This window comes from Cryobacterium sp. AP23 (assembly GCF_054075385.1).
This window is the reverse complement of record NZ_CM133415.1, coordinates 1,072,887-1,093,687: the sequence shown is the minus strand read 5'-3', so window position 1 is coordinate 1,093,687 and position 20,801 is coordinate 1,072,887. Positions and strand designations below refer to the sequence as shown.

Sequence of the window (20,801 nt, the reverse complement as noted above, 5' to 3'; positions counted from 1 at the left end):
ACCCGCTCAACCATCACATTCTGGAGATCTCATGAAGGCCACTTACATGTTCGGCGCCGGCGACGTCCGCATCATCGACGTCCCCGACCCGATCCTGGAAAACAGCACCGACGCACTCGTACGAATCGTGCGCGCCTGAGTCTGCGGATCAGATCTGCACCCCTATCACAGCATGGATGCCAGCCCCGAGGGCGTGTCGATGGGCCACGAATTCATCGGCGTCATCGAAGAGATCGGATCCAACGTTCGCACCCTCGCGAAGGGCGATCTCGTCATCGCCCCGTTCGCCTACTCCGACGGCACCTGTGAGTTCTGCCAAGAAGGCCTATACACGTCCTGTCTGCGCGGCGGGTTCTGGGACGCGCCCGGGATGGGCGGCGGTCAGGCCGAAGCCATCCGGGTCCCATTCGCCGACGGCACCCTCATTGAAGTACCGGGCGTCGAGGAGACCTCCCCGCTGCTGACCTCACTGCTGACCCTCTCCGACGTTTACGGCACCGGATGGCATGCAGCCGCCAGCGCCGAGGTCACACCCGGAGACACTGTCGCGGTCATCGGCGACGGAGCGGTTGGCCTGATGGCTGTGCTCTCCGCCAAGCAACTCGGCGCTGAGCGCATCATCCTGATGGGCCGGCACAAAGTTCGCACCGACCTCGGCATCGAATTCGGCGCCACCCATGTTGTCGCCGAACGCGGCGAAGAGGGTAGTAACAAGGTCCTCGAACTCACCGGCGGTCATGGCGCCCGAAAGGTGCTCGAAGCGGTCGGCCACATGCCCGCCTACGAGCAGGCCTATCGCATCGTGCGCCCCGGCGGCGTCATCAGTCGGGTCGGCGTCCCACAGTACGAAGACGCCCCAATCGGTTTCGGCAGCCTCTTCGGCGGCAACATCACCCTCACCGGTGGTCCGGCACCGGTCCGCGGGTACATTGAACAACTCATGCCGGCAATCCTCGACGGCACCGTAAACCCGGGCAAGGTCTTCGACCGCACGGTGAGCCTCGACGCCGTCCCTGGCGCGTACCGAGCAATGGACACCCGCGAAGCACTCAAGGTGATGATCGCATTGTGACACAGGCCGCATCTCGGAACGACAGTCCCTATCCCCGCCCAAATAGAAGAAGGAACCCCATGAACATCGAACCAACTATCCCGACGCTCAAAAACCCGCCGGAACAATTCGCCGGCGACGTCTGGTTCGACCCCATCACCGTCCCGCACGACGACGACCAGCGCATGGTCGTCGGTCTCGTCCGATTCGCTCCGGGCGCCCGCACCGCGTGGCACTCCCACGCCCGCGGACAGTACCTGCGAGTCACCGACGGCATCGGCCGGTTCGGCACCCGCGACGGTGAAATCCTCGAAGTGCGCCCCGGGGAGACCCTCTATACGCCGCCCGGCCAAGAACACTGGCACGCGTCAGCGGTCGGCACATTCATGGAGCACCTAGCGATGTTCGAGAACGCCGACGACCCCGCAGACACCACAACCTGGCTCGAGCACATCACGGACGACGACTACCGGGGTACCGCAGCCTCGACGCCATCCTGACCCCCATCGTCACAGCGACAAGACAGAGGATTACGATGACCTTCCACGAAGAAGCCCAGCAAGAACTCGATCGTCTTCTACCCACCACTACAGCAACCACCAGCACGTCGCTTGTGGTGACAGACCCCGAGTTCTTCGCGTTCTACCAGGATTTCGCATTCGGAGAGACCCTCCGGCGCGTTGATCTGGACCGCGGCGACCGACTCATCTACCAACTCGCGGCGACGATCGCCGTTGGCGCTGTGCGCGAGTTCCGGCTCCTTCTCGCCGCGGCGCTGGAGATCGGTGTCACACCTGTCCAGGTGAAGGAGTTGGCCTATCACTCCGTGGCCTATGTAGGAATTGCACGAGGGATTGACTTCATCGTTGCCACCAATGAGATTTTCACCGAACGAGACGTCCCACTTCCTCTTGAGGGTCAGGCGACGACGACGCCTGACACGCGAATGACCGCCGGTCTGGCCTTACAGAAGAAGATTTTCGGGACAGAGACCATTGACGGTATCTATGCCAAATCATCCCCCGACACCATCCATTTCCAGCAGTTCCTCTCCGCGAACTGTTTCGGCGACTACTACACACGCACCGGCTTCGATGTAAAACAGCGTGAGCTCATCACCTTCGCTCTCCTCGCCGCGCTAGGCGGTACCGACAGCCAAGTCAAGAGCCACGTGTCCGCCAACCTCAACGTGGGCAACAGCCGCGCCGACTTGATCAGCGTTCTCACGGCCCTGGTCGCCTACATCGGCTACCCCCGCACACTCAACGCGCTCGCCCAAGTTGAGGCCGCCGCGCCCGCGCCTGGCTCACCGGCATGACACCGTCGGCTAACGTGACACCGATCGTTTTCGAGCTCGACGGTGAAGAGATCGGGGGAGTTCTGAACGATACCGCCACGTCAACGTCGCTACTTGCCCAGCTTCCCCTCTCCCTGACCTTCCGGGACTACGGCGGTCAAGAGAAGATCGCCGAGCTCCCCGAATACCTGAGCCTCGAGGGAGCTTCGGAGGGAAGCGCCGCCGCACCCATGACCATCGGGTACTACGCGCCCCAGCAGAGCCTCGTCTTGTACTACGACCACGTCGGATACTTCGCCGGCATCGTCCCCATCGGCACCTACGAACGAACCGGCGCTATCGAAAGCCAGGCTGGAAATTTCACCGTCACCCTTCGCGCCGCCTGAACGCCGTAGCGGCAAGTCACCTCGCCGGCAGAGTACGCGTCTCCTGCCTGTGTTCATCGCCAATTTACGCGGCGAAGTCCTCCGGGCCGTGCCTGTCGCCGACCCCCGCAATCACGCGGCCCTAGATCGAGCCGAGCCAGGTCATATCTATCGCCCGAATCAGAAGGACTGTGTGCATGTAGATCGAACCCGACCAGCCCGCCGCCAAGGCACCCGCCGAACGATTCACCGGCGACGTGTCGGTCGAACCCATTGCCTGGCCGAGGTATGCCGCTGAACAGGCGTTCTGTAATTCCTCTAACGTCCGGGGCGGCCACCCTCGTGGTGCTGAGGCACTGCGTCGCCGCCCTGCCAGCCAGTCGACAGCGGGCGGTCAGGGCCGTGCGGCGGTGAGCTCCTCGCGAATGATGTCCGCACCCGCCGTCAGCGCGTTCATCTTCCCTCGTGCAACGTTCCTAGAGAACGGCGCCATGCCGCAGTTCGAGCTGGGGAGGAGCTTCTCCGGATCGACGAACCTGAGCGCGTTCCGGAGGGTGTCGGCGACCTCCTCCGGGGTCTCAATCATCTCGCTCGCCACGTCGATGGCCCCGAGCATGACCTTCTTGCCACGGATGAGCTCGATGAGGTCCATCGGAACACGGGAGTGGTGGCACTCCAGCGAAACGATGTCGATGGTGGATTGTTGCAAGAGTGGGAACGATTTCTCGTAGTGCCGCCATTCCGGCCCGAGGGTCGCCTTCCAGTCGGTGTTGGCCTTGATGCCGTAGCCGTAGCAGATGTGCACGGCTGTTTCCGCACGCAGTCCTTCTGCCGCCCTTTCCAGCGCTGCTATTCCCCAGTCCTGCACCTCATCGTGGAAGACGTTGAATGCGGGCTCGTCGAACTGGATGATATCGATCCCCGCCGCCTCGAGTTCTTTCGCCTCCTGATTGAGGATCGTCGCGAACTCCCACGCCAACTTCTCTCGGCTCTTGTAGTGGCGGTCGTAGAGTGTGTCGATCATCGTCATGGGGCCCGGGAGCGCCCATTTGATCGGCTGATCGGTCTGCCGGCGGAGGAACTTCGCGTCCTCGACGAACACGGGTTTCTCGCGGCTCACGGCACCAACGACGGTCGGCACGCTCGCGTCATATCGATTGCGGATTCGAACCGTCTCGCGCTGCTCGAAATCGACCCCGGTGAGATGCTCGATGAATGTCGTGACGAAGTGCTGGCGGGTCTGCTCCCCGTCGCTGACGATGTCGATCCCGTGTTGGCGCTGTTCCTGGACTGCGATGCGCAGTGCATCCTGTTTGCCCTCGATCAACGCATCACCCTGCAGTGTCCACGGAGACCAGAGGGTTTCGGGCTCGGCGAGCCAGGACGGCTTCGGCAGGCTGCCGACGATGGAGGTAGGTAAGAGAGTGTGCATGATCGACGATTCCCTGCCGGTCAACGAACGGGCGTGGGGTAGTGGGCGGCCCAGTGCTTCAGCACGTCCCTGTGCGGCTTCACGAAGTGTTCCTCGGTGTACTTCCCCTGCGTGATTGCGAGCTGGTTGCGCTCGTCGCGATCGTAGGCGATTTGCGTGCGCGAGTAGTCCTGCTGCTCCAGGCTCGGTCGGTAGATGCTCGCGGCGGCCGAGTTCGCGTTGTAGATCTCTGGTCGATAGATCTTCTGGAACGTCTCCATCGTGCTGATTGTGCCGATGAGTTGCAGGTTGGAATAGTCGCTGAGCAAATCGCCGCGAAAATAGAACGCGAGCGGCGCCACGCCCCCGCGTGGCATGAAGTATCGGACCTGCAGTCCCATCCGTCCGAAGTATTCGTCGGTGAGCGAGAACTCGTCCTGCTGATACTCGACGCCGAGGATCGGGTGGCTGTTCTCGGTCCGACGGTACGTCTTGCTCGTCGACACGCTGATGCAGATCACGGGCGGCGTCGGGAAGCGTTCCTGGTACGCGGCGGAGTCGAGGAAATGTTGGAATAGCAGGCCGTGCAGAGTGCCGAAGTCGTCGGGGACGGTGAATTTCATCGCGTCTTTGTTGACCGCCGGCAGCAGCACGCTGAAGTCGAAATCGCGGACATAGGACGAGAAGTTGTTCCCCACGATCCCATGGCGACGTTCGCCGGTCGTCAGGTCGACGATCTGGATGTCGAGGATCTCGAGCAGCGGGAAGTGCTGGTTCTCTCCTTCCGCGGTGAAGTGCAACTCGACGGAGACGATGTCGAGCTCGACGGTATAGCGGTCCCGTCTCGGGTTGTCCCAATGCGCGAGGTCGTTGAACCGGCGGTCGATCATTGTCAGCGCGCTGCGGAGGTTCTGCTGACGGTGCTCGCCTCGGGCCAGATTGGCAAAGTTCGTGGTGGCTCGGGAACTGGTCGACGGTGCGTAGTCCTCGTCGAAGCGGGTGGTGGTGATGCTGAACGTGAACTCGTTCGCCATGAGCGGCCAATCCGGTAGCTGATCGGCCGGGCCGGCCTTGTGGAAGTCAGTGCATCCATCGTGCAGGTTCCCTTACGGACATAGGTAATCCGACTCCACTATGATTCTCTATAGACTTTCCCTATGGCTCAGAAGTCGAGCGGCGTTACGCTGCAGCAGCTCCATTACTTCATCGAGGTCGCCGCGGAGGGGTCGATCACCGCGGCCGCCGACATGCTCTATGTCGCCCAGCCGACTATGTCTGTGGCGATGAAAGACCTCGAGACCCGGGTGGGCCGCGCCCTCCTCGTCCGCTCCGCGCGCGGGATCACCCTCACCACCGACGGCGCGGAGTTCCTCGGGTACGCCAGGCAGGTCGTCGAGCAGGTAGCGCTCCTCGAGCAGCGCTACCTCGGTCGACCGCCGTCGCGACGCCTGCTCGGGGTGTCGACGCAGCATTATTCGTTCGCGGTCGACGCGTTCGTCCGGATGGTCAAGGGCACCGAGGCGGCCGAATACGAGTTCTCGCTGCGTGAGACCCGCACCTGGGACATCATCGAGGATGTCCGGACGCTCCGCAGCGAGCTGGGCATCCTCTACCGGAACGACTTCAACCGGAACGTCATCGACAAACTGCTCCGAGACTCCGGACTCGCATTCCGCCCGCTCTTCCTCGCCGAGCCGCACATCTTCATCTCCCGGAAGAACCCACTCGCCTCTCGCGATCGCGTGACCCTCGCTGATCTCGCCAACCTGCCGCGGCTCACCTTTGACCAGGGGGCGAACAACTCGTTCTACCTCGCCGAGGAAATCCTTTCCACCTTGTCGAGCAAGCGGGAGATCCGGGTCTCCGACCGGGCGACAATCTTCAACCTCATGATCGGGCTCGACGGCTACACGATCTCGACGGGCATCATCAGCGACGACCTCGACCCGGAGATTGTCTCCGTACCGCTCGACGTTGAGGAACGCATCGAGATCGGCTGGATCGGCCATTCAGCGATCCCCCTCACCGAGCAGGCGCAGCGGTATCTCGCTGAAGTTCGGGCTGTCGTCGCCGGCTTTGGCGTGGCGCTGCTCGGCTAGCTGTACTGCCCAGGCACGCTGGTTGACCCGCGGATGGGTGGCGAAGTGTGTGGGACAAGAGCATTGCGGTGAGTTCGTACTCGTCGCATGCGCGACTCTCCTTGACTTCACCAACCGAGAACCTTAGGTGAAGGTGATCTCCCGAGCGATGACGGCGGCTGCCACGGCATCAACTGTAAGCCCCGAAGACTCAGCATGCCTTACGAGACGATTGAGCGCTTCGTCAGGATTTACGTCGGTCTGAGCGACGATCACCCCGGTCGCCTGATGCACTTGCGGATGGTACCAACTTCCTGATTGCCTGATCTCTTGCTGGCTGTCAATGGTCACAGCGCGCCTGGCTTTCTGCCTCATTTTTCGATGGCGAGGCCCGGGCCTATTCTCGACCTCGAACCCGGAACGGGTCAAGAATTTCAACGATGCCATTTGACCTGTATTCCGGCCGGTGCCCTCCTGAACATCGTCCCAGACGAAATCCCGCACTCGCCAGTCCTGCGACAGGTCCGGTGGAAATGTGAACGAGCTACATGATTGGCGGGCTACCGTGGCCATGGGTTCGGGAATATGTTGGTTCCGTGTTGGACTTTGATGTTCGAGGTGCTCTGGTCCGTCAACAGATTCGGACCTGCGAGGAAGCATGTTTCGCTCTTGTCGATGTAAGCGAACAGTGTGCCGACAGGTGCCTGGACATCAAAGGCGACGGCGAGATTACCGCCTGTTTCCTGGCCAACCTGGACTGCGTCGAAATTGGAAACGTGGCCGTTAAAGTGCTGTCCTGGACCACTGACCGTCACCGATTAGCGGCGATAGCGATATTGGATGCATGCATCGAGGTTTGTGACGAGTCTTCGGCAACGTGCGAGCGCATGGCCCGGCTTCATAGTCCTTGGCTTTCGTGTGCTGCGGCCTGCCAACGGCTCAGGGTTGCGTGCTCCGAGCTATTGCTGAGCTTGGCTGTACCGTTTACTTTGGGCGAGAACCCCGCGTGAGTCGCTGTCACACACTCGAACGAGGGCTGCGGAGTCAGAGGTGAGGACGTGGCCTCTCGCCGACAGCCGGCAGTACTCATGCCCGCTCGATAGATCTCGCCGCATCGGGAGCCTGGATCAGTTTCGGCCGGTCGTCGCCGCACGGGCATCAACGGTGTCACCGGATTGACTCCATTGGTTCCCGGTCGCTGTGAGGTGGATGACGCGGCCGATGGTCACTGCTGCAAGGAGAACTGACATGAGGACGAAAAGCCACCCGACGTACGAGAACGCCGGCCCCAGAACACCGAATTGATCGGCGGAGGAAGCAAGAACGGCTGGCAGATACGCGCGACCCAGCGCCGCGGCCACGGCAAACCCGAGTCCGGCGAGTAGGGAACCCGGCAGGAGGGCGCGCAGGGTGACGATGCGATTGATCACCACCCACGACGCGACCCACTACAGAGCGCACCAGAGCGCCGCCTCGAGAACGAACTCGAGAAACGGGATGGCGCCTGTTCCGCGCACGACGTAGCGGGTCGTGACGCCGTCGACTTTCGCGGGCATCGATTGCTGCAGGAGCCCTGCGGTGTGATCGTCGAGGCTGAGATTGTCAGCGAACACAGCATTCGCAGCTGAGTAGCCATGCTTCACACCCAACTCATCAGCATTTCGATGTCACAGTGGCGAGGCGACGCGAACGGGTCTGTGTGGGTCGAGGCCATGTCATCCTCCGCATCGTCGTCACCGTTATTGGACGACGGCGTGGTCGACGACGCGTCACGTGAATGGGGTGAATCACCCGGCTGTGATCTTGATTAGTCGTCACCATCCGCGGCGACGTTCGCACCTGCCTGCTGGTCCCTCCGGCGCCGTTGCACGGCGCCGACGAACACCTTGATTCCGGCGCCCAGCACCAGAAGGTTCAGAATCATCTGGATCATGACGACCAGTCGCGCGTCCTGAGACGCGGGCGAGATATCGCCGAAACCGACCGTGGCGAAGACCGTGACGGTGAAGTACAGGGCGTCCAGCCGAGTCAGCGCACCCGAGGTGAACGTCTCCGAATCAGCGTTCGACATCAGAACGTACGTGGTCGCGAAAAGCAGCAGGTACAGCGGTGCGGTGACCGCAAGTGCCACGATCGCGCGCACTGTCGGGTGCGCAGACCGGGTGATGGCCCGCAATTGCCAGGCTGAGACCCCCACGAGAACAAGAAGCGCCACAACCCACCAGACCACCAGGGGGATCGCGGCGATGACGGCCAGGGGCAGCACGAAGTACAGGGCAACCAGAACAGTGGTGGAGACCAGGGCCCGCAGCAGGCCCCGCGCGATGAGGCGGCGGCGTTTGGCCGGCGACAGCGCAGCCGGGTCGGCGTCGGTCATGGTTGCACGGTCTCGGTCGGCGGTGGCGGCGCGCCTGCCGGAGGTGTCTTCTGGCTCCCCGTTATCTCGGCGTCCTCCTCGGCGATCAGATTCTTCGTCCCGGAGAGGTCACCGAGCAACGGGCGCACCCAGCCGGCGGGAGGGTTCGTATCGACGAGCATCAAACGCACGAGAAGCGTGAGCGGGATCGCCAGGATGGCGCCGATCGGGCCGAGGATGGCCGCCCAGAACAGCACGGAGAAAAAGGTGATGGTCTGGCTGAGCGAGACGGCGTTGCCGATCACCCGTGGTTGGATGACCGATTGCACGATCGCGTTGATGATTGCGTAGACGACGATCACCGCGATCACTGTTGGCCATCCGCCGACGAGCGCACCGAAGACGATCGGGGGGACGAGTGCGAGGAAGTAGCCGACATTCGGAATGAAGCTGCACAGAAACGCCAATAAGCCCCACGTGAATGCTCCGGGAACACCGATCAGGATGAGAGCGACGAAATCGATGGCCCCTTGCAGCAGTCCCAGCAGTGTCGTCCAGACCATGTAACGACGCACATTGGCGGCATAGGCGGAGAGGGCGGTGACCACGACCGGATGGGTCGTGTTGGTCTGGGCCAGCACCGCGGGAATGTACCCGGCGTCCATCCCCATCAGCAGCGCGACCGTCAGGAGGATGATCAGGGCGGAGCTGATCCCGGCAAGCCCTCCGATCAGGCCACTCACGAAGTCGGCCAGCTTCGCCGGGTCGAACTCGGAGGCGACGGCGCTGAGCTCCCTGGAGGAGATGCCGATGGAGTTCAGCCACGCGACCACGTCCTGGCCGAACCCGGTGATCTGATCCGCGAATTGCGGGAGCAGCGCGCTGAACTCGCCGAACGCGACGAGCACGGCATAGCCGAAGGCGACCAGCAGCAGAATTGCCGCCAAGACTACGGCGCCGGTAGCCATCCCTCGGGGGATGTGGTGTCGTTCCAGCCAGATCCTGAGCGGATGCATGCAAATTGTCAGGATGACGGCGAGGAACACCGGGGCGATGATGGGAGCGAGCCCGGAGAGGCCGATCCCCACGAGGACGGCTCCGCCCAGACCCATCAGGATGAACGCATTGCGGTGGTTTCCCAGCACCGATTTCACCCGGGCCTGATCCGCGTTCACCTGTGCCTGGGCGGCATTCACGCGTGCCTGATCGGCATTCACTTGAACCTGCTCCGCCGACGGAGCGGCCTCGGCGACCGGACCGGCCTCAACTGTCTTCTTGTTCCACCACACGAGTCACTCCGATCCCGGGCGAACCCGGCCTAGGTCCCGCGCTGTGGCGGGGCTACTGGCTGGTGGCTCTGGCGCCGCGCTCGTGGGCCGGTTATGGCGCCACGTGACGCGCCATCGCTGTGGCCGGCGGCGTAGCGGCGTCCGATCGGCCCGGCCGAGATGCCGTGGGCGACCACGCTCAGCAAGACGGTGAAGCTGACGGCGGAGACAGCGTGACCGACCACCTCCGATTCGCCGAGTTCCTCGATCGCCAGGAGGGCGAAGACGACGGATGCGAGGCCTCGGGGCCCGAACCACCCCATGAACAGCACGGTCGACCTGTCCAGTCCGGTTCTCGGCAGCGCCAGCGTCACGGGCAGCATCCGGATCACGGTCAGGCTCAACACGGCGTACACGATCGTGGATGCCGAGAGATACTCGACCGCGATCGGCACCAGGGCAGCACCGAAGAGGAACCACACCGCAAGCGAGAGCACTTCGCCCAGCAGTTCCGGCAGCTCGCCCACCTCCTCAAGCTGGGCGACGTCACGAGGAAGCGCGGCACCGAACGCGATCCCCGCAACGAACGCCGCGATGAAGCCGTTGCCGCCAAACGTCCCGGCCAGCGAGAAGCTGGCGAGCGCGGCGGCCAGCGTGGCCAGGCGTCGACCACCGGAGAGAATCCACTTCCGTCTCGACGCGAACGCGATGAGTTTGGCGCTACCGAAGCCGATCGCGAGACCGATGACGATTCCCACGATCAGTTCGAGTAGCGGCCTGATAGCGGAAGCCTCCTCACCGCCCTCGACCCCGAGCTCACCCGCCGCGATCGCGATCGTGAAGACGACGAGGGGAGTTGCGATTCCGTCGTTCAGCCCGCTCTCCACGTTGAGTGCGCGGCGCACGCGCATCGGAATGCGCTCATCGTTGATTACCTGCGCGCTGAGCGCAGCGTCGGTGGGAGCCAGCGCGGCTCCGACGAACCCGGCGAGTGCCCAGGTGAAGTCGTTGAACAGCCACGCCGCCATCAGCGTGCCGAGGATCACCGTGAGCGGAAGTCCGATGCCCAGCAGACGCGCCGGCACACGGATGTCTCGTCGAAGCACGGAGATGTTCACGCGCGCGGCGTCCGAGAACAAGAGCATGGCGAGCGTCAGCTCGGCCAGGAGGTGGATCGACGGCGCGTCGACATCGACCGGCAGGGTTCCCCAATCCTGGTTGGCCAAGAAGAATCCGGCGAGCGTGAACACGAGGGGACCGGTGATGTTCCAGCGGGCGAGACGATCCGACAGCACGGCCCAGCCCAGGATCACGAGCATCAGAACGGCGAATGCGGCTTGCGTCATCAGCTGTCCCTCTCCGATGTCTGCGGGATCCATATACGCGGAGGACGCTAGCTCCACGTCTGGACCGCGGCATCACGCAATCTGAATGAAGCAGGCGGATCACCCACATAGCGTGATGAGGATTCTGTGTACCTGGATCTACCGTGTGTTTCGCCCGAGCCCATCGACGGGTTACCGGCCAACAGCCCACAGTGGAATTGCTAGAGCAAGGAGAGCGTGATGAGTTCACAGACGCAGATTTCACCTGACACGCCAGCGTCATTGACGACACCGGACCGCATCGAGAGTCGACTCGGCACACTGGAATTCGACGACGGCGCCCCGTCGGATGCCACAGCAGACCTGCTCTATGAGCATCTCGACTTCCTTCACGGCGTCGAGGCCTTCATCAATTCGTTCCCTGGGGCGTCGACGACCGCGATGCACCGCGGACTGCAATCGATCGGTGTCGAGGACAACAAGGGTGTCGTCATCTTCTCCAAGCTGATGGACTCGTCGTCGTTGTTCCTGACTGCGAACTGCGACACGATCTACGCCGTTGGATTCCTCGATCTGAGCGATGGGCCGATGGTGATCGAGGTACCGGCTCTCGCTGCGCCCTCGGGGATCCTCGGCACCGCTGACGACATGTGGTTCCGCTGGATAACGGACATGGGTCTCCCCGGTCCCGATCGCGCCGCCGGCGGCAACTACCTCTTCGTCGGGCCCGGGTACCACGGCCCTCTTCCTGACAGCGGTTTCCATGTCTCGCACTCGAGCACCAACAGGGTGCTGTACTTTCTCCGCGCATTCCTGATCGACAACGATCCCAGCGTGCCGGCCCAGGTGCTGCGGGATGGACTGCGGGTCCGCGGCTACGTCCCCGGCGCCGAGGGCACGGCCATCGGAACCTTTCTCGCGGGTAGGGCGCCCCTGGGCAAGGCGTCACCGCCTGCGGAGTTCCGGTTCGTCGAGGGGTCGGGACTGGCCTTCAACACCATCCCGCCCAATGACTCGAGCTACTGGGACGTCATCAACGAGCTCGTTCAGACCGAGCCGGCCGGGTCGGGGGATGTGGAGACCCTCGGGCTGCTGGCCAGAGTCGGGATCGTGAACGGCAAGCCATTCGCCCCTGACGCACGGCTGCGAAGAGTGCTTGACGAAGCCGTCGTGGTCGGAAATGCGACCGCCCGAACGGTGTCCGTGGGACCTCGAAAGGATGAGGGGTTCGCCTACTATCCCGACTCCCAGTGGTTCAATCCCCTGTGGGTGGGCGGATACGAGTTCCTCGACCCGCCCCCGCAGATCACCCCGGACGGCGTCGTCCTGAGCGAAAGTGACGGGGCGCGGAAGCTGAACTCGCGGATCGCGTGGTTCTATCCGTACACGGGCGTCACCCCGGCCATGTGCATGCGGCTGACGGGAATCGGATCGCAGTACGTCATGGCCATGCGCGGTGCTGACGGCGCATACCTCGACGGCAGACGAAACTACCGGCTGGCCTTGCCACCGGATATCCCACAGAGCCGGTTCTGGTCGGTGATGGTCTACGACCGCCAGACCCGCTCGATGCTGAAGACCGACCAATCCAAGCCCGACATCGGGAGCCAGTCCGGGACGGTGCAGGCCAACGCCGACGGCTCGACGGACGTCTTCTTCGGTCCTACCGCACCCGAGGGGAAGGCCACCAATTGGCTGCAGACGGACCCGTCGAAGGGGTACTTCGTCATTCTCCGCCTCTACAGCCCGCTGCAGCCGTTCTTCGACAAGACCTGGCAACCGAGCGAGATCGAACCCCTGTGAACGTGCAGCTGACGCGGCTGGATCGACACCCCTAACCCGAATAGATGCGGAGGTCATCGTGGAACTGGACTATGTGGGCCGCTTGCGCCGGTTGGCCATCAGCGACTCACGAGCCGCGGATCCGGTCGGCGGAGCAGGCCGGGAATCGTTGAGCTTGTCTCCCAAGACGTTGGCTCTCGCTCGATTGGCTGCGCTCGTGGCGGTCGGGGCATCCGAGCCGTCCTTCGGTGATCTGGCTGACGCCGCCGTGGGAGCAGGAGCGACGCCAGACGAAATCGTCGACGTTCTGATCGGCGTCACGGCGGTGGTCGGTGCCCCTCGGGTCGTCGCAGCCGCGCCAAAGGTCGCGTTAGCGCTGGGCCACGACCTTGATGGTTCGGAATGATCGTCGGCTGATTGATCACTGGAGCGCCGACGTGAGGCGCGCCACCCCGTCGAGGAAAGTGGCGGATGCCGGTTCCTTCTTCCACTCCTCGAGTGTCAGGCGTCGGCCGGCATCGCGGTAGGCCTGTTCGACGTCGCGCATCTGGGCGACGAAGGATGCGCCGCGCACAAGCAGGGAACTTTCGGCGTTCAAGGCAAAGGAGCGAATGTCCATATTGCTCGACCCGATCACGGCGACGTCCTCGTCGATCGACAGGTGCTTGGCATGGAGGATGTACGGGGCCGGATAGAGCCAGATCTCCACACCCGCCCGGAGCAGGGCGCCGTAGTAGGACCGTTGGGCGTGCCAGACCGATCCCTGGTCTCCGATCTCGGAGACGAACAGCTGCACGTCCAGTCCGCGTCGGCACGCCGACGTGATCGCGTACATCATCGCCTCGTCGGGCACGAAATAGGGACTGGTGATGATTACCTTTTGCTGGGCGGAAGTGACCAGGGTGAGGAAGAGGCGCAGATTGTTCTCGTCGTTGTAGCCGGGACCGCTGGGCACCACCTGGCACACGAGAGCATGTACTGACGAATCCACCGGTACGTCCATGGCCGGCACGTTCTCCTCCGCGTCGAGCAGCTCGCCCGTCTCGATGTACCAGTCCGACATGAAGACCGCGTTGATCGCGGAGACGGTCGGTCCACTGATTCCGGCCATCAACTCCTGCCATTGCAGGCCACGCTTGTGGTTCTTGGGGGAGTTGTAGCTGCGGTCGATGAGGTTCTGCGATCCCATGAATCCGACCCGGCCGTCGACGACGACGAGCTTGCGATGGTTGCGCAGGTCGGGGCGCTGGTAGTGGCCCTTGAACGGTTGTACCGGCAACATGTAGCTCCACCGGACCCCGATGCGGTCGAGTTCGGCGAACGTCTCGTCGTGGTTGGCCACCCGCCGCGACGCCACGAAGTCGGCGAGCAGTCGCACGGGGACACCGCGCTTCACGGCTCGTTCGAGCGCGCCGAAGAACCCTCGGGTAGTCGCGTCGAAGGACACGATGTAGTACTCGACATGCACGAAGAGAGCGGCCGCGTCGATCTCGCGGGTCATCGCGTCGATCGAGGACTGATAGTCGTCAATGAGGTCAACGGTGTTGCCTCCGAGTGCGGGAAGGGCGCCCAACTCCTGGTTCTGCCTGACGAGCGAGGCGAACCAGTCGGGCCACTCGGTCTCCTCGGCAGGAGGCGCGAGGAGTGTTGCCCGCTCGGTAATCAGCCGATCGAGGTGACGCTGCTTCTCCTGCCTGGCCTTGGGCAGCCTGGAGTTGCCGATCAGCAGGAAGAGGATGATCCCGACAAACGGGATCAGGAAGATCGCCAGCAGCCAGGCCATCGCCGCCGTCGGTTTGCGGTTCCTGGGCACGATAATCAGCGCGGCAATGCGGATCGCAAAATCGATGGCAATCAGAATGCCGCCGATGATTGCGGTGAGCTCAGCGCTCATGCGGGGGTTCCCTTCGTCGAACGATGGTGGGCGATGTCGTCCGCTGGCAGCGCGTGTGTTCCTCGCTATTGCAGACCAGGGCATCGCGCGCCGCATCATGCAGATCGGGTGATGACTGAGGCTCCCGGCAGCCCTACCGTGCGTGGGTACGCACTAATTGAGTCGAAGGAGACCGTGATGCCCACCCAGCTTGCAGCCAAGACACCGGTGCCACCTGTTGTCACGACCGCGTCAAGGGTAGAGACCGGACTCGGGGCATTGGAGTTCGTCGACGGTTACCCCGCTGGAGGAACCGCAGACAAGATCCGGGACCACCTGGACTACGTGCACGGCGTGGACGCATTCATGAACACCGTCCAGGGCGTATCCACTGTTGCCATCCGTAACGGGTTTCTGGAGGCCGGAGTCAACGACGGCGACGTCCTGATTTTTTCTGAACTGATGGATTCGAGGTCGCTCTTCCTCACCGGCAATGCTGACACGGTCTACTTCTGGGTGTTTGTCGATCTTGCGGATGGGCCGGTGGTCCTGGAGACTCCGTCGGAGACCTTGGGCGTCATCGACGATATGTGGTTCCGGTGGATCACCGACTTCGGCCTCCCGGGCGCGGACCGCGGACGCGGCGGAACGTACTTGCTCGTGCCGCCCGGTTACGACGGTCCGCTGCCCGAGGGCGGGTACTACGTGCACGAGTCTCGAACCAACCTGGCATTCGTGGTCGGGCGGGCGTTCATCAACGAGTACCCGGGCAGCGATCCCGCTCCTGCCGCCAACCGAATCAGGGAACAGCTGAAGATCTACCCCTTTGCCGCTGGCGGCATTGGCAGCAGTGTTGGGTCGTACCTCATCGGAAAGGGGCCGCTCGGGCAGGTGGCTGATCCGCGGAGTCCGCGTTTCGTTGAGGGCACCGGCCTGGCCATGAACACTCTCCCTCCCGTCGACTTCGGCCACTACGCGCTTGTCGATCAGCTCGTGCAACGTGAACCGGCGGCGGCCCTCGACGCCGAACTCGCCGGATCTTTGGCCGCGATCGGGATCATCAAGGGCGAAACGTTCGCCCCGGATTCACGGCGGCGCGCCATCCTCGACGAGGCGGCCGCCTTTGCCAACGCCGCGTCCCGCACGGTCGGCATGGGGGCGCACCCGACGGACGACTTCAGGTACTACGACGACGCCACGTCGGCCTGGTGGAACATGCTTTTCGACGGGGGATACGAATTCCTCAACCCGCCACCACTGGTCACCAGCGAGGGGATCAAGCCATTCCCGGACAAGGGGGCACGAAGGCTGCACGCGCGGACGTCCTTCTTCTACACAGCGACTTGCGTGACCCCGGCCATGTGCATGCGCCTCACCAATGTGGGCTCGCAGTATCTCGTGGCGAACGTCGACCAGGATGGCGTGGCCTTCGACGGCTCGAAAACCTATCGGGTGTCCCTGCCCAATGACATCCCCGCCGCCCGGTTCTGGTCTTTGAACGCGTATGACAACCAGACTCGTTCGCTGCTGCAAACCGATCAAATCTATCCGCGAGCCGGCAGTCAGGCGTTCCCGTCCCCGGCTGCGGAGGCGGAGCCGGACGGAGCGACCGTGGTCTACTTCTCACCGACGCAACCTGACGGCGTGTCACGTTCGAACTGGATCCAGACCGACCCGGAGAGGGGCTGGTTCGTGCTGCTGCGCCTGTACAGCCCGCTGCAACCGTTCTTCGACAAGACCTGGCGGCCCGGCGAATTCGAGCCGGTGCCCTAGCCCTCGCGAACCATGTGGGCCGCGTGGGGCCATGTCCTCCCGATCGCCGTGGCAACCGCCTTCAGTTCAGTGCCCATCATGGCGACCATCCTGATCCTGCTTTCGCCGAACCGGCGCCGTTCATCGGTGACCTTCCTCCTTGGTTTCCTCCTCGGACTGATCGTGGTGGTCGTCGTGTTCACGGTCTTGGCCTACGCACTTCCCTCGGCGCCGCCGCGTCGATCACAGGTCGCCATCGGCACGCTGCTGGTCGTCATCGGGGCAGCGCTTGTCGTGATCGCGGTCGTCTCCTGGCGACAGGGAAACACGAAGCCGTCGAGCGACACACCGAGGTGGCTCGCAGCTGCGGGGACGATGGGGCCCTGGCCTGCGTTTGCCCTGGGTTTCCTACTCAACCTGCGACCCAAGGCGCTGATGCTCAGCGCGGCTGCCGGGCTGTCGATATGGGGCGATGACCTCACAGCGGGGGAGGCGGCCATCACCGTCGGGTTCTACACAATCGTCTCGATTTCGTCGATCGCCTATCCGATTCTTGCGAGCTGGCTGAGACCCGAAGAGACTAAACGGTGGCTCGAGCCGACACGCGCCTGGATAACTGCGAACATCACGATCGTCAGCAACCTGATTCTGGTCATGGTTGGCGTGGTGATCATAGGCAACGGGATGGGGCGATTGTGACAGTTCGGTGCCCTGACACCCGGCGGCTAGAAGCGCCGCCGGCGAGGCGTCACGGCGGCGCCAACGACGGCGGCCTTTGCCACAGGTGCCGGCCCTGGTTGCACGGCCTTCGTGACGACAGCCGCTTTTGCGACGGGCCGCCGAACAACTCCGACTCTCCCTGCACGTCCTGCTCGCAACATCTCAGGCTCCTTGTCCTTCAAGCGCGGCTTCCGCCTCGAGCGCGTCGGCGATGTCCTGGCTGTGAATGCGGCCATCGGCGATGAGCCGACCGCCGGCGCGCCTGGCCGCGGCGCTGAAAGGACCGGCCCAGAGATTTTCATAAACGATCACGCCAGCTACGCTTCCCGGATCCATGGCTGCCGCGAGGTGCGCCACGTCCTCCTCGGCGAGGAACTCCGCCAGCTCTGCAGCGAGGGTCTCCAACGGTCCAAGGCCTTCGAGGTCCGATAGCTCGGTCGCCTCGACGTCACCGTTGTCGTCCTTGACCAACACCATGCCGTCGACGAGCCGGATGATGCCCGAGTTGACGAGCGTGACGAGCTCCTCGATGACTTCGCCCGAGAAGTTTTGTTCGCCCGCGGGAAATTCGATGATCACAAAGTCGACCGGGGCTGCGTACTCCGAAACGTTGTCGGTCATGGGTTGCTCCTTCGGTCGATGTGCTGCCTGTGCGTCCGAAGGTAGACCCGACGTGCTGCGGTCGGCATCACGCGGTCGGGGTGAAGTGCAGACGCACGGCTCGGGAATCATGCAGTTCGCGTGATGTATCAGGGCCGGTGCCCTCGTATCGTCTGAGCACTCGAGCGTGATCGGCACGCTCGCAAGGGAACGGAACAGTCATGAGCGTCTGGGATTTCTTCGTCTGGTTCTTCTGGTTCTACATCGCGATCTCGTGCCTGTGGATCTTCATCACGGTCATCATCGACGTCTTTCGGGACCCGTCGCTGAACGGATGGGCCAAGGCGCTGTGGACCCTCTTCCTCGTCTTCCTCCCGTTTCTCGCTGTCTTCATCTACCTGATCGCACGCGGGCGCAGCATGGCTGAGCGAAACGCTGCCGCCTCGCGCGCCGCGACGGCCCAAACCGACGACTACATTCGCTCGGTCGCGGCTACCGACTCTCCTGCGGCTCAGATCGAATCCGCCAAGCGGCTGCTCGACTCCGGCGCTGTCACCCCAACTGAATACGACGCGCTCAAAGCGAAGGCGTTAGCCGCCGCATAGGCCCGGTCCAGCACCGTCACTTCGGCGGTTTCGGCTGCAGTTCCGGTTTCATGCGCCGAGAAGGCCGATAGCGAGCGCGCGGTCTACCGCACCGGTTCTGGTGGACACACCGAGTTTGCGGTAGATAGACCCCACCTCCGTGCTCACTGTGTTGCGGGAGACGTAGAGACGCGCCCCGATCTCGGGAACGGAGAGGTGCGTTTGAAGATAGGGCAACAGTCGAAGTTCTGCAGGAGTCAGGGGCGCGGCTCCCGTGCCCAGTGTCCCGCCGGAGTCGATGATGGCCCGAAACTCGCTGACGTCATCGACGAGACGGCCAAGGGCCGGCCGGAGCATCAAGATATCGCCGATCTCGCGAAGCAGATGACGGGCCGTAGCATGGTCGCTCATCGCGAAATGTGTCCTGGCGAGACTCAAGCGCGCGCGTACGGCCAATGCCGGAGTGGCGTAGCCGCAGAATTGGCGAGACCGCATGGCCTTTGTGAGTTCGCTTGTTGCCCCTGTCAGATCGCCGCGTTGTAGTGCCAGTCTGGCCGCGCCGGCGAACGCGATCACCGAGATGGCGTAATCCATCAGGCGATGCTCCTGGATCACCGCAAGCGCTTCGTTCGAAAGTCGCGCGGCCTCGACCCAGCGTCCCTTGTCCATAGCGATCACCGCGCGTTCCGCATCAGAGAGCACGTGCACATCGTGATTGCCCGTCGTTGTCGACAGCTCGGATGCCTCGCTGAACAGGGCGCCTGCGCGCTCCACATCACCGGTCAAGAGGTGCGCCTGTCCGGTCAGGCACACTGCCTGGTCGCGCCAGACACTCCACGGTGGTTCCTGCGCCAAGCTCAATGCGGCGTCGGCCATAGCCTGCTCCGGTCCGCCTGCGCACATGATTGATCGCAGCATCGCCCGAGCCGAATCGAATGACGCTGTCCCATCGGCCGGTGGCAGGTCGAAGACCGCCTGCTCGATCCGATGCATCCACTGCTCGGCTGCCGCGGACCGTCCGGACATGACGGCCAACCAGCCGGCCAGCACGGCCAGCGGCGGGTAGTCGCAAACGGTGTCGCTTCCGAGCGTGGTGATCCAGCGCTGAACTGTTTCCAGCTGGCCGGCCTGGTAGGCCGGGAGCGCATTCTCGGTGACCAGGCGAACGCAGCGGTCGCGTTCCCGGATATCGAGCAGATGCTCAATCGCCATGCCCGGCGAGGCGTTCGCTTCATACCAGTCCGCCGCACGCAGGTGCAGCTGCGCGATAAGCTCCGGTTCGTTCTGGCGCAATTCAGACTGGAGGAACTCACCGAACAACGAGTGATATCGGTACCAGCCACGGTGACGATCGAGGGGTATCAGGAACACGTTTGAGGCCTCGAGGTGGCGCAGAATGGCCTGTGACCCGGTGGCGTCGAGTACTGCATCGCATAAGTCCGCGCAGAACTGCTCGAGCACTGCGGTGCGGCGGAGGAAGCTCTGCGTGTCTGCCGACAAGGCCGCCAAGGACTCCCGGTAGAGGTAGTCGGCCACGTACCGGTCGTTGCCGGCCACGGTGACTGTGCGCTCGGTGCTTTCGCGGGCGATGACCGCCGCGAGCGACATGCCGACTGGCCACCCTTCGGTGCTAAGTGCGAGAGTCTCCGCATCGTCGCTGGCAAGGTCGAGGTCGGCTTCGGCGAAGATACGCCGCGCGCCGTCGGCATCCAAGGCAAGATCGTTGACGCCGAACTCGATCGTCTCGCCCGCAGCACGCAGTCTCGGGATGTGCGGCTGCGCTATCCGGCTCGCCGCCACAAACTGTGACCCGCTTGGAATCCCGGTGATGACGACCTCCAACACGTCGTGGCACCCCGGTGAGCCGAGCTCCTGGAGGTCGTCGAGCATGAGCACGAACGGCTGGGGGCTGGCATGCAGAGCTGTGGCGAGGCGCGGCGCCGCTCGGCCCAGCGCCGAGATGCCGTGCCCGCCCATATCGTCGATCAGCGAGCTGTCCGCCCCGGTTGCCCGCACAAACGCTGACGACAGGAGAAACAGTAACGCTGCAGGGTCGTCGTCGAAGCGATCCAGGGAAACCCAGGCGACGGGTCTGTCTTCGGCCGCCGCCCACTGGGACAGCAGGATGGACTTGCCGTAGCCGGACGGCGCGCTGACGGAAACGATACGGCGCCCGCTTCGGCGCCCCTTGGCAATGAGCGCGCCGCGACTGACGAAGCCGCCCCGAGGTAGCGGACTCGCCAATTTCGTTTCCAGCAGCAGCTGATCGAGGTTCACCTGATTGAGGGCTGCGACACGAGTTGTCTCGGGCACGGTCGCAGCATAGAACTGGACAGTGG

General features: G+C 63.5%; 20 protein-coding genes and 1 pseudogene. 10 read left to right on the top strand and 11 right to left on the bottom strand.

The window, feature by feature from the left end:
- Nucleotides 1-31 precede the first annotated feature (31 nt).
- The 4 genes and pseudogenes from ACU5E9_RS05155 to ACU5E9_RS05140 all read left to right on the top strand — a co-directional run bounded on the left by ACU5E9_RS05155 (nt 32) and on the right by ACU5E9_RS05140 (nt 2,734).
- A pseudogene (locus ACU5E9_RS05155) lies at nt 32-1,072 on the top strand (zinc-binding dehydrogenase).
- A gap of 59 nt (nt 1,073-1,131) precedes the next feature.
- A complete protein-coding gene (locus tag ACU5E9_RS05150) occupies nt 1,132-1,551 on the top strand; it encodes a (R)-mandelonitrile lyase (protein ID WP_456812546.1) in 420 nt (139 codons plus the stop codon).
- A gap of 35 nt (nt 1,552-1,586) precedes the next feature.
- Complete coding sequence (locus tag ACU5E9_RS05145; protein WP_456812545.1) at nt 1,587-2,369, top strand: carboxymuconolactone decarboxylase family protein; 783 nt, start codon at nt 1,587-1,589, stop codon at nt 2,367-2,369.
- A gap of 14 nt (nt 2,370-2,383) precedes the next feature.
- Nucleotides 2,384-2,734, top strand: coding sequence for a cyclophilin-like fold protein (locus ACU5E9_RS05140; protein ID WP_456812544.1), 351 nt, complete (start codon nt 2,384-2,386; stop codon nt 2,732-2,734).
- Between the two features lie 373 nt (nt 2,735-3,107).
- On the opposite strand, the gene ACU5E9_RS05135 is transcribed toward ACU5E9_RS05140, so the two are convergent.
- Together ACU5E9_RS05135 and ACU5E9_RS05130 are read right to left on the bottom strand one after the other, a co-directional pair.
- Nucleotides 3,108-4,145: a methionine synthase gene (locus ACU5E9_RS05135; RefSeq protein ID WP_456812543.1), complete on the bottom strand. Its 1,038-nt coding sequence runs from the start codon at nt 4,143-4,145 to the stop codon at nt 3,108-3,110.
- A gap of 20 nt (nt 4,146-4,165) precedes the next feature.
- On the bottom strand, nt 4,166-5,158 hold the full coding sequence (locus tag ACU5E9_RS05130; protein ID WP_456812542.1) for a DUF1852 domain-containing protein: 993 nt from the start codon (nt 5,156-5,158) through the stop codon (nt 4,166-4,168).
- A gap of 123 nt (nt 5,159-5,281) precedes the next feature.
- On the opposite strand from ACU5E9_RS05130, the gene ACU5E9_RS05125 reads away from it, so the two are divergent.
- Nucleotides 5,282-6,223 carry a LysR family transcriptional regulator gene (locus ACU5E9_RS05125; protein WP_456812541.1) on the top strand — a complete coding sequence of 314 codons (942 nt, stop codon included), beginning with the start codon at nt 5,282-5,284 and terminating at the stop codon, nt 6,221-6,223.
- Between the two features lie 123 nt (nt 6,224-6,346).
- Here the strand turns inward: ACU5E9_RS05125 and ACU5E9_RS05120 are convergent, their stop codons facing one another.
- The 6 genes from ACU5E9_RS05120 to ACU5E9_RS05095 form a co-directional block, all read right to left on the bottom strand.
- A complete protein-coding gene (locus ACU5E9_RS05120; RefSeq protein ID WP_456812540.1) occupies nt 6,347-6,553 on the bottom strand; it encodes an ANTAR domain-containing protein in 207 nt (68 codons plus the stop codon).
- A gap of 776 nt (nt 6,554-7,329) precedes the next feature.
- Complete coding sequence (locus ACU5E9_RS05115; protein ID WP_456812539.1) at nt 7,330-7,632, bottom strand: hypothetical protein; 303 nt, start codon at nt 7,630-7,632, stop codon at nt 7,330-7,332.
- A gap of 18 nt (nt 7,633-7,650) precedes the next feature.
- On the bottom strand, nt 7,651-7,815 hold the full coding sequence (locus ACU5E9_RS05110) for a hypothetical protein (protein WP_456812538.1): 165 nt from the start codon (nt 7,813-7,815) through the stop codon (nt 7,651-7,653).
- 194 nt (nt 7,816-8,009) lie between these two features.
- Nucleotides 8,010-8,579, bottom strand: coding sequence for a potassium channel family protein (locus ACU5E9_RS05105; protein ID WP_456812537.1), 570 nt, complete (start codon nt 8,577-8,579; stop codon nt 8,010-8,012).
- Nucleotides 8,576-9,847, bottom strand: a complete 1,272-nt coding sequence (locus tag ACU5E9_RS05100; RefSeq protein ID WP_456812536.1) for an AI-2E family transporter — start codon at nt 9,845-9,847, stop codon at nt 8,576-8,578. The genes ACU5E9_RS05105 and ACU5E9_RS05100 overlap by 4 nt, the downstream gene beginning before the upstream one ends.
- Before the next feature lie 29 nt (nt 9,848-9,876).
- On the bottom strand, nt 9,877-11,172 hold the full coding sequence (locus tag ACU5E9_RS05095; RefSeq protein ID WP_456812535.1) for a cation:proton antiporter: 1,296 nt from the start codon (nt 11,170-11,172) through the stop codon (nt 9,877-9,879).
- 219 nt (nt 11,173-11,391) lie between these two features.
- Between ACU5E9_RS05095 and ACU5E9_RS05090 the strand changes: the two genes are divergently transcribed.
- Both ACU5E9_RS05090 and ACU5E9_RS05085 read left to right on the top strand, forming a co-directional pair.
- Nucleotides 11,392-12,954: a DUF1254 domain-containing protein gene (locus ACU5E9_RS05090; protein WP_456812534.1), complete on the top strand. Its 1,563-nt coding sequence runs from the start codon at nt 11,392-11,394 to the stop codon at nt 12,952-12,954.
- Nucleotides 12,955-13,012: 58 nt separating this feature from the next.
- Entirely contained in the window at nt 13,013-13,339 is a 327-nt protein-coding gene (locus ACU5E9_RS05085) for a carboxymuconolactone decarboxylase family protein (protein WP_456812533.1), read from the top strand.
- Between the two features lie 15 nt (nt 13,340-13,354).
- Here ACU5E9_RS05085 and cls read toward each other — a convergent pair whose 3' ends face one another.
- Nucleotides 13,355-14,827, bottom strand: a complete 1,473-nt coding sequence (gene cls / locus ACU5E9_RS05080) for a cardiolipin synthase (protein ID WP_456812532.1) — start codon at nt 14,825-14,827, stop codon at nt 13,355-13,357.
- Nucleotides 14,828-15,004: 177 nt separating this feature from the next.
- On the opposite strand from cls, the gene ACU5E9_RS05075 reads away from it, so the two are divergent.
- Together ACU5E9_RS05075 and ACU5E9_RS05070 are read left to right on the top strand one after the other, a co-directional pair.
- Nucleotides 15,005-16,579: a DUF1254 domain-containing protein gene (locus ACU5E9_RS05075; RefSeq protein WP_456812531.1), complete on the top strand. Its 1,575-nt coding sequence runs from the start codon at nt 15,005-15,007 to the stop codon at nt 16,577-16,579.
- A 12-nt stretch (nt 16,580-16,591) separates the two neighbouring features.
- Complete coding sequence (locus tag ACU5E9_RS05070; RefSeq protein WP_456812530.1) at nt 16,592-17,257, top strand: GAP family protein; 666 nt, start codon at nt 16,592-16,594, stop codon at nt 17,255-17,257.
- Nucleotides 17,258-17,440: 183 nt separating this feature from the next.
- On the opposite strand, the gene ACU5E9_RS05065 is transcribed toward ACU5E9_RS05070, so the two are convergent.
- Complete coding sequence (locus ACU5E9_RS05065; RefSeq protein ID WP_456812529.1) at nt 17,441-17,899, bottom strand: DUF6325 family protein; 459 nt, start codon at nt 17,897-17,899, stop codon at nt 17,441-17,443.
- Between the two features lie 200 nt (nt 17,900-18,099).
- On the opposite strand from ACU5E9_RS05065, the gene ACU5E9_RS05060 reads away from it, so the two are divergent.
- A complete protein-coding gene (locus ACU5E9_RS05060; RefSeq protein WP_456812528.1) occupies nt 18,100-18,483 on the top strand; it encodes a hypothetical protein in 384 nt (127 codons plus the stop codon).
- A 48-nt stretch (nt 18,484-18,531) separates the two neighbouring features.
- On the opposite strand, the gene ACU5E9_RS05055 is transcribed toward ACU5E9_RS05060, so the two are convergent.
- Entirely contained in the window at nt 18,532-20,775 is a 2,244-nt protein-coding gene (locus ACU5E9_RS05055) for a LuxR C-terminal-related transcriptional regulator (RefSeq protein ID WP_456812527.1), read from the bottom strand.
- Between the last annotated feature and the right edge of the window lie 26 nt (nt 20,776-20,801).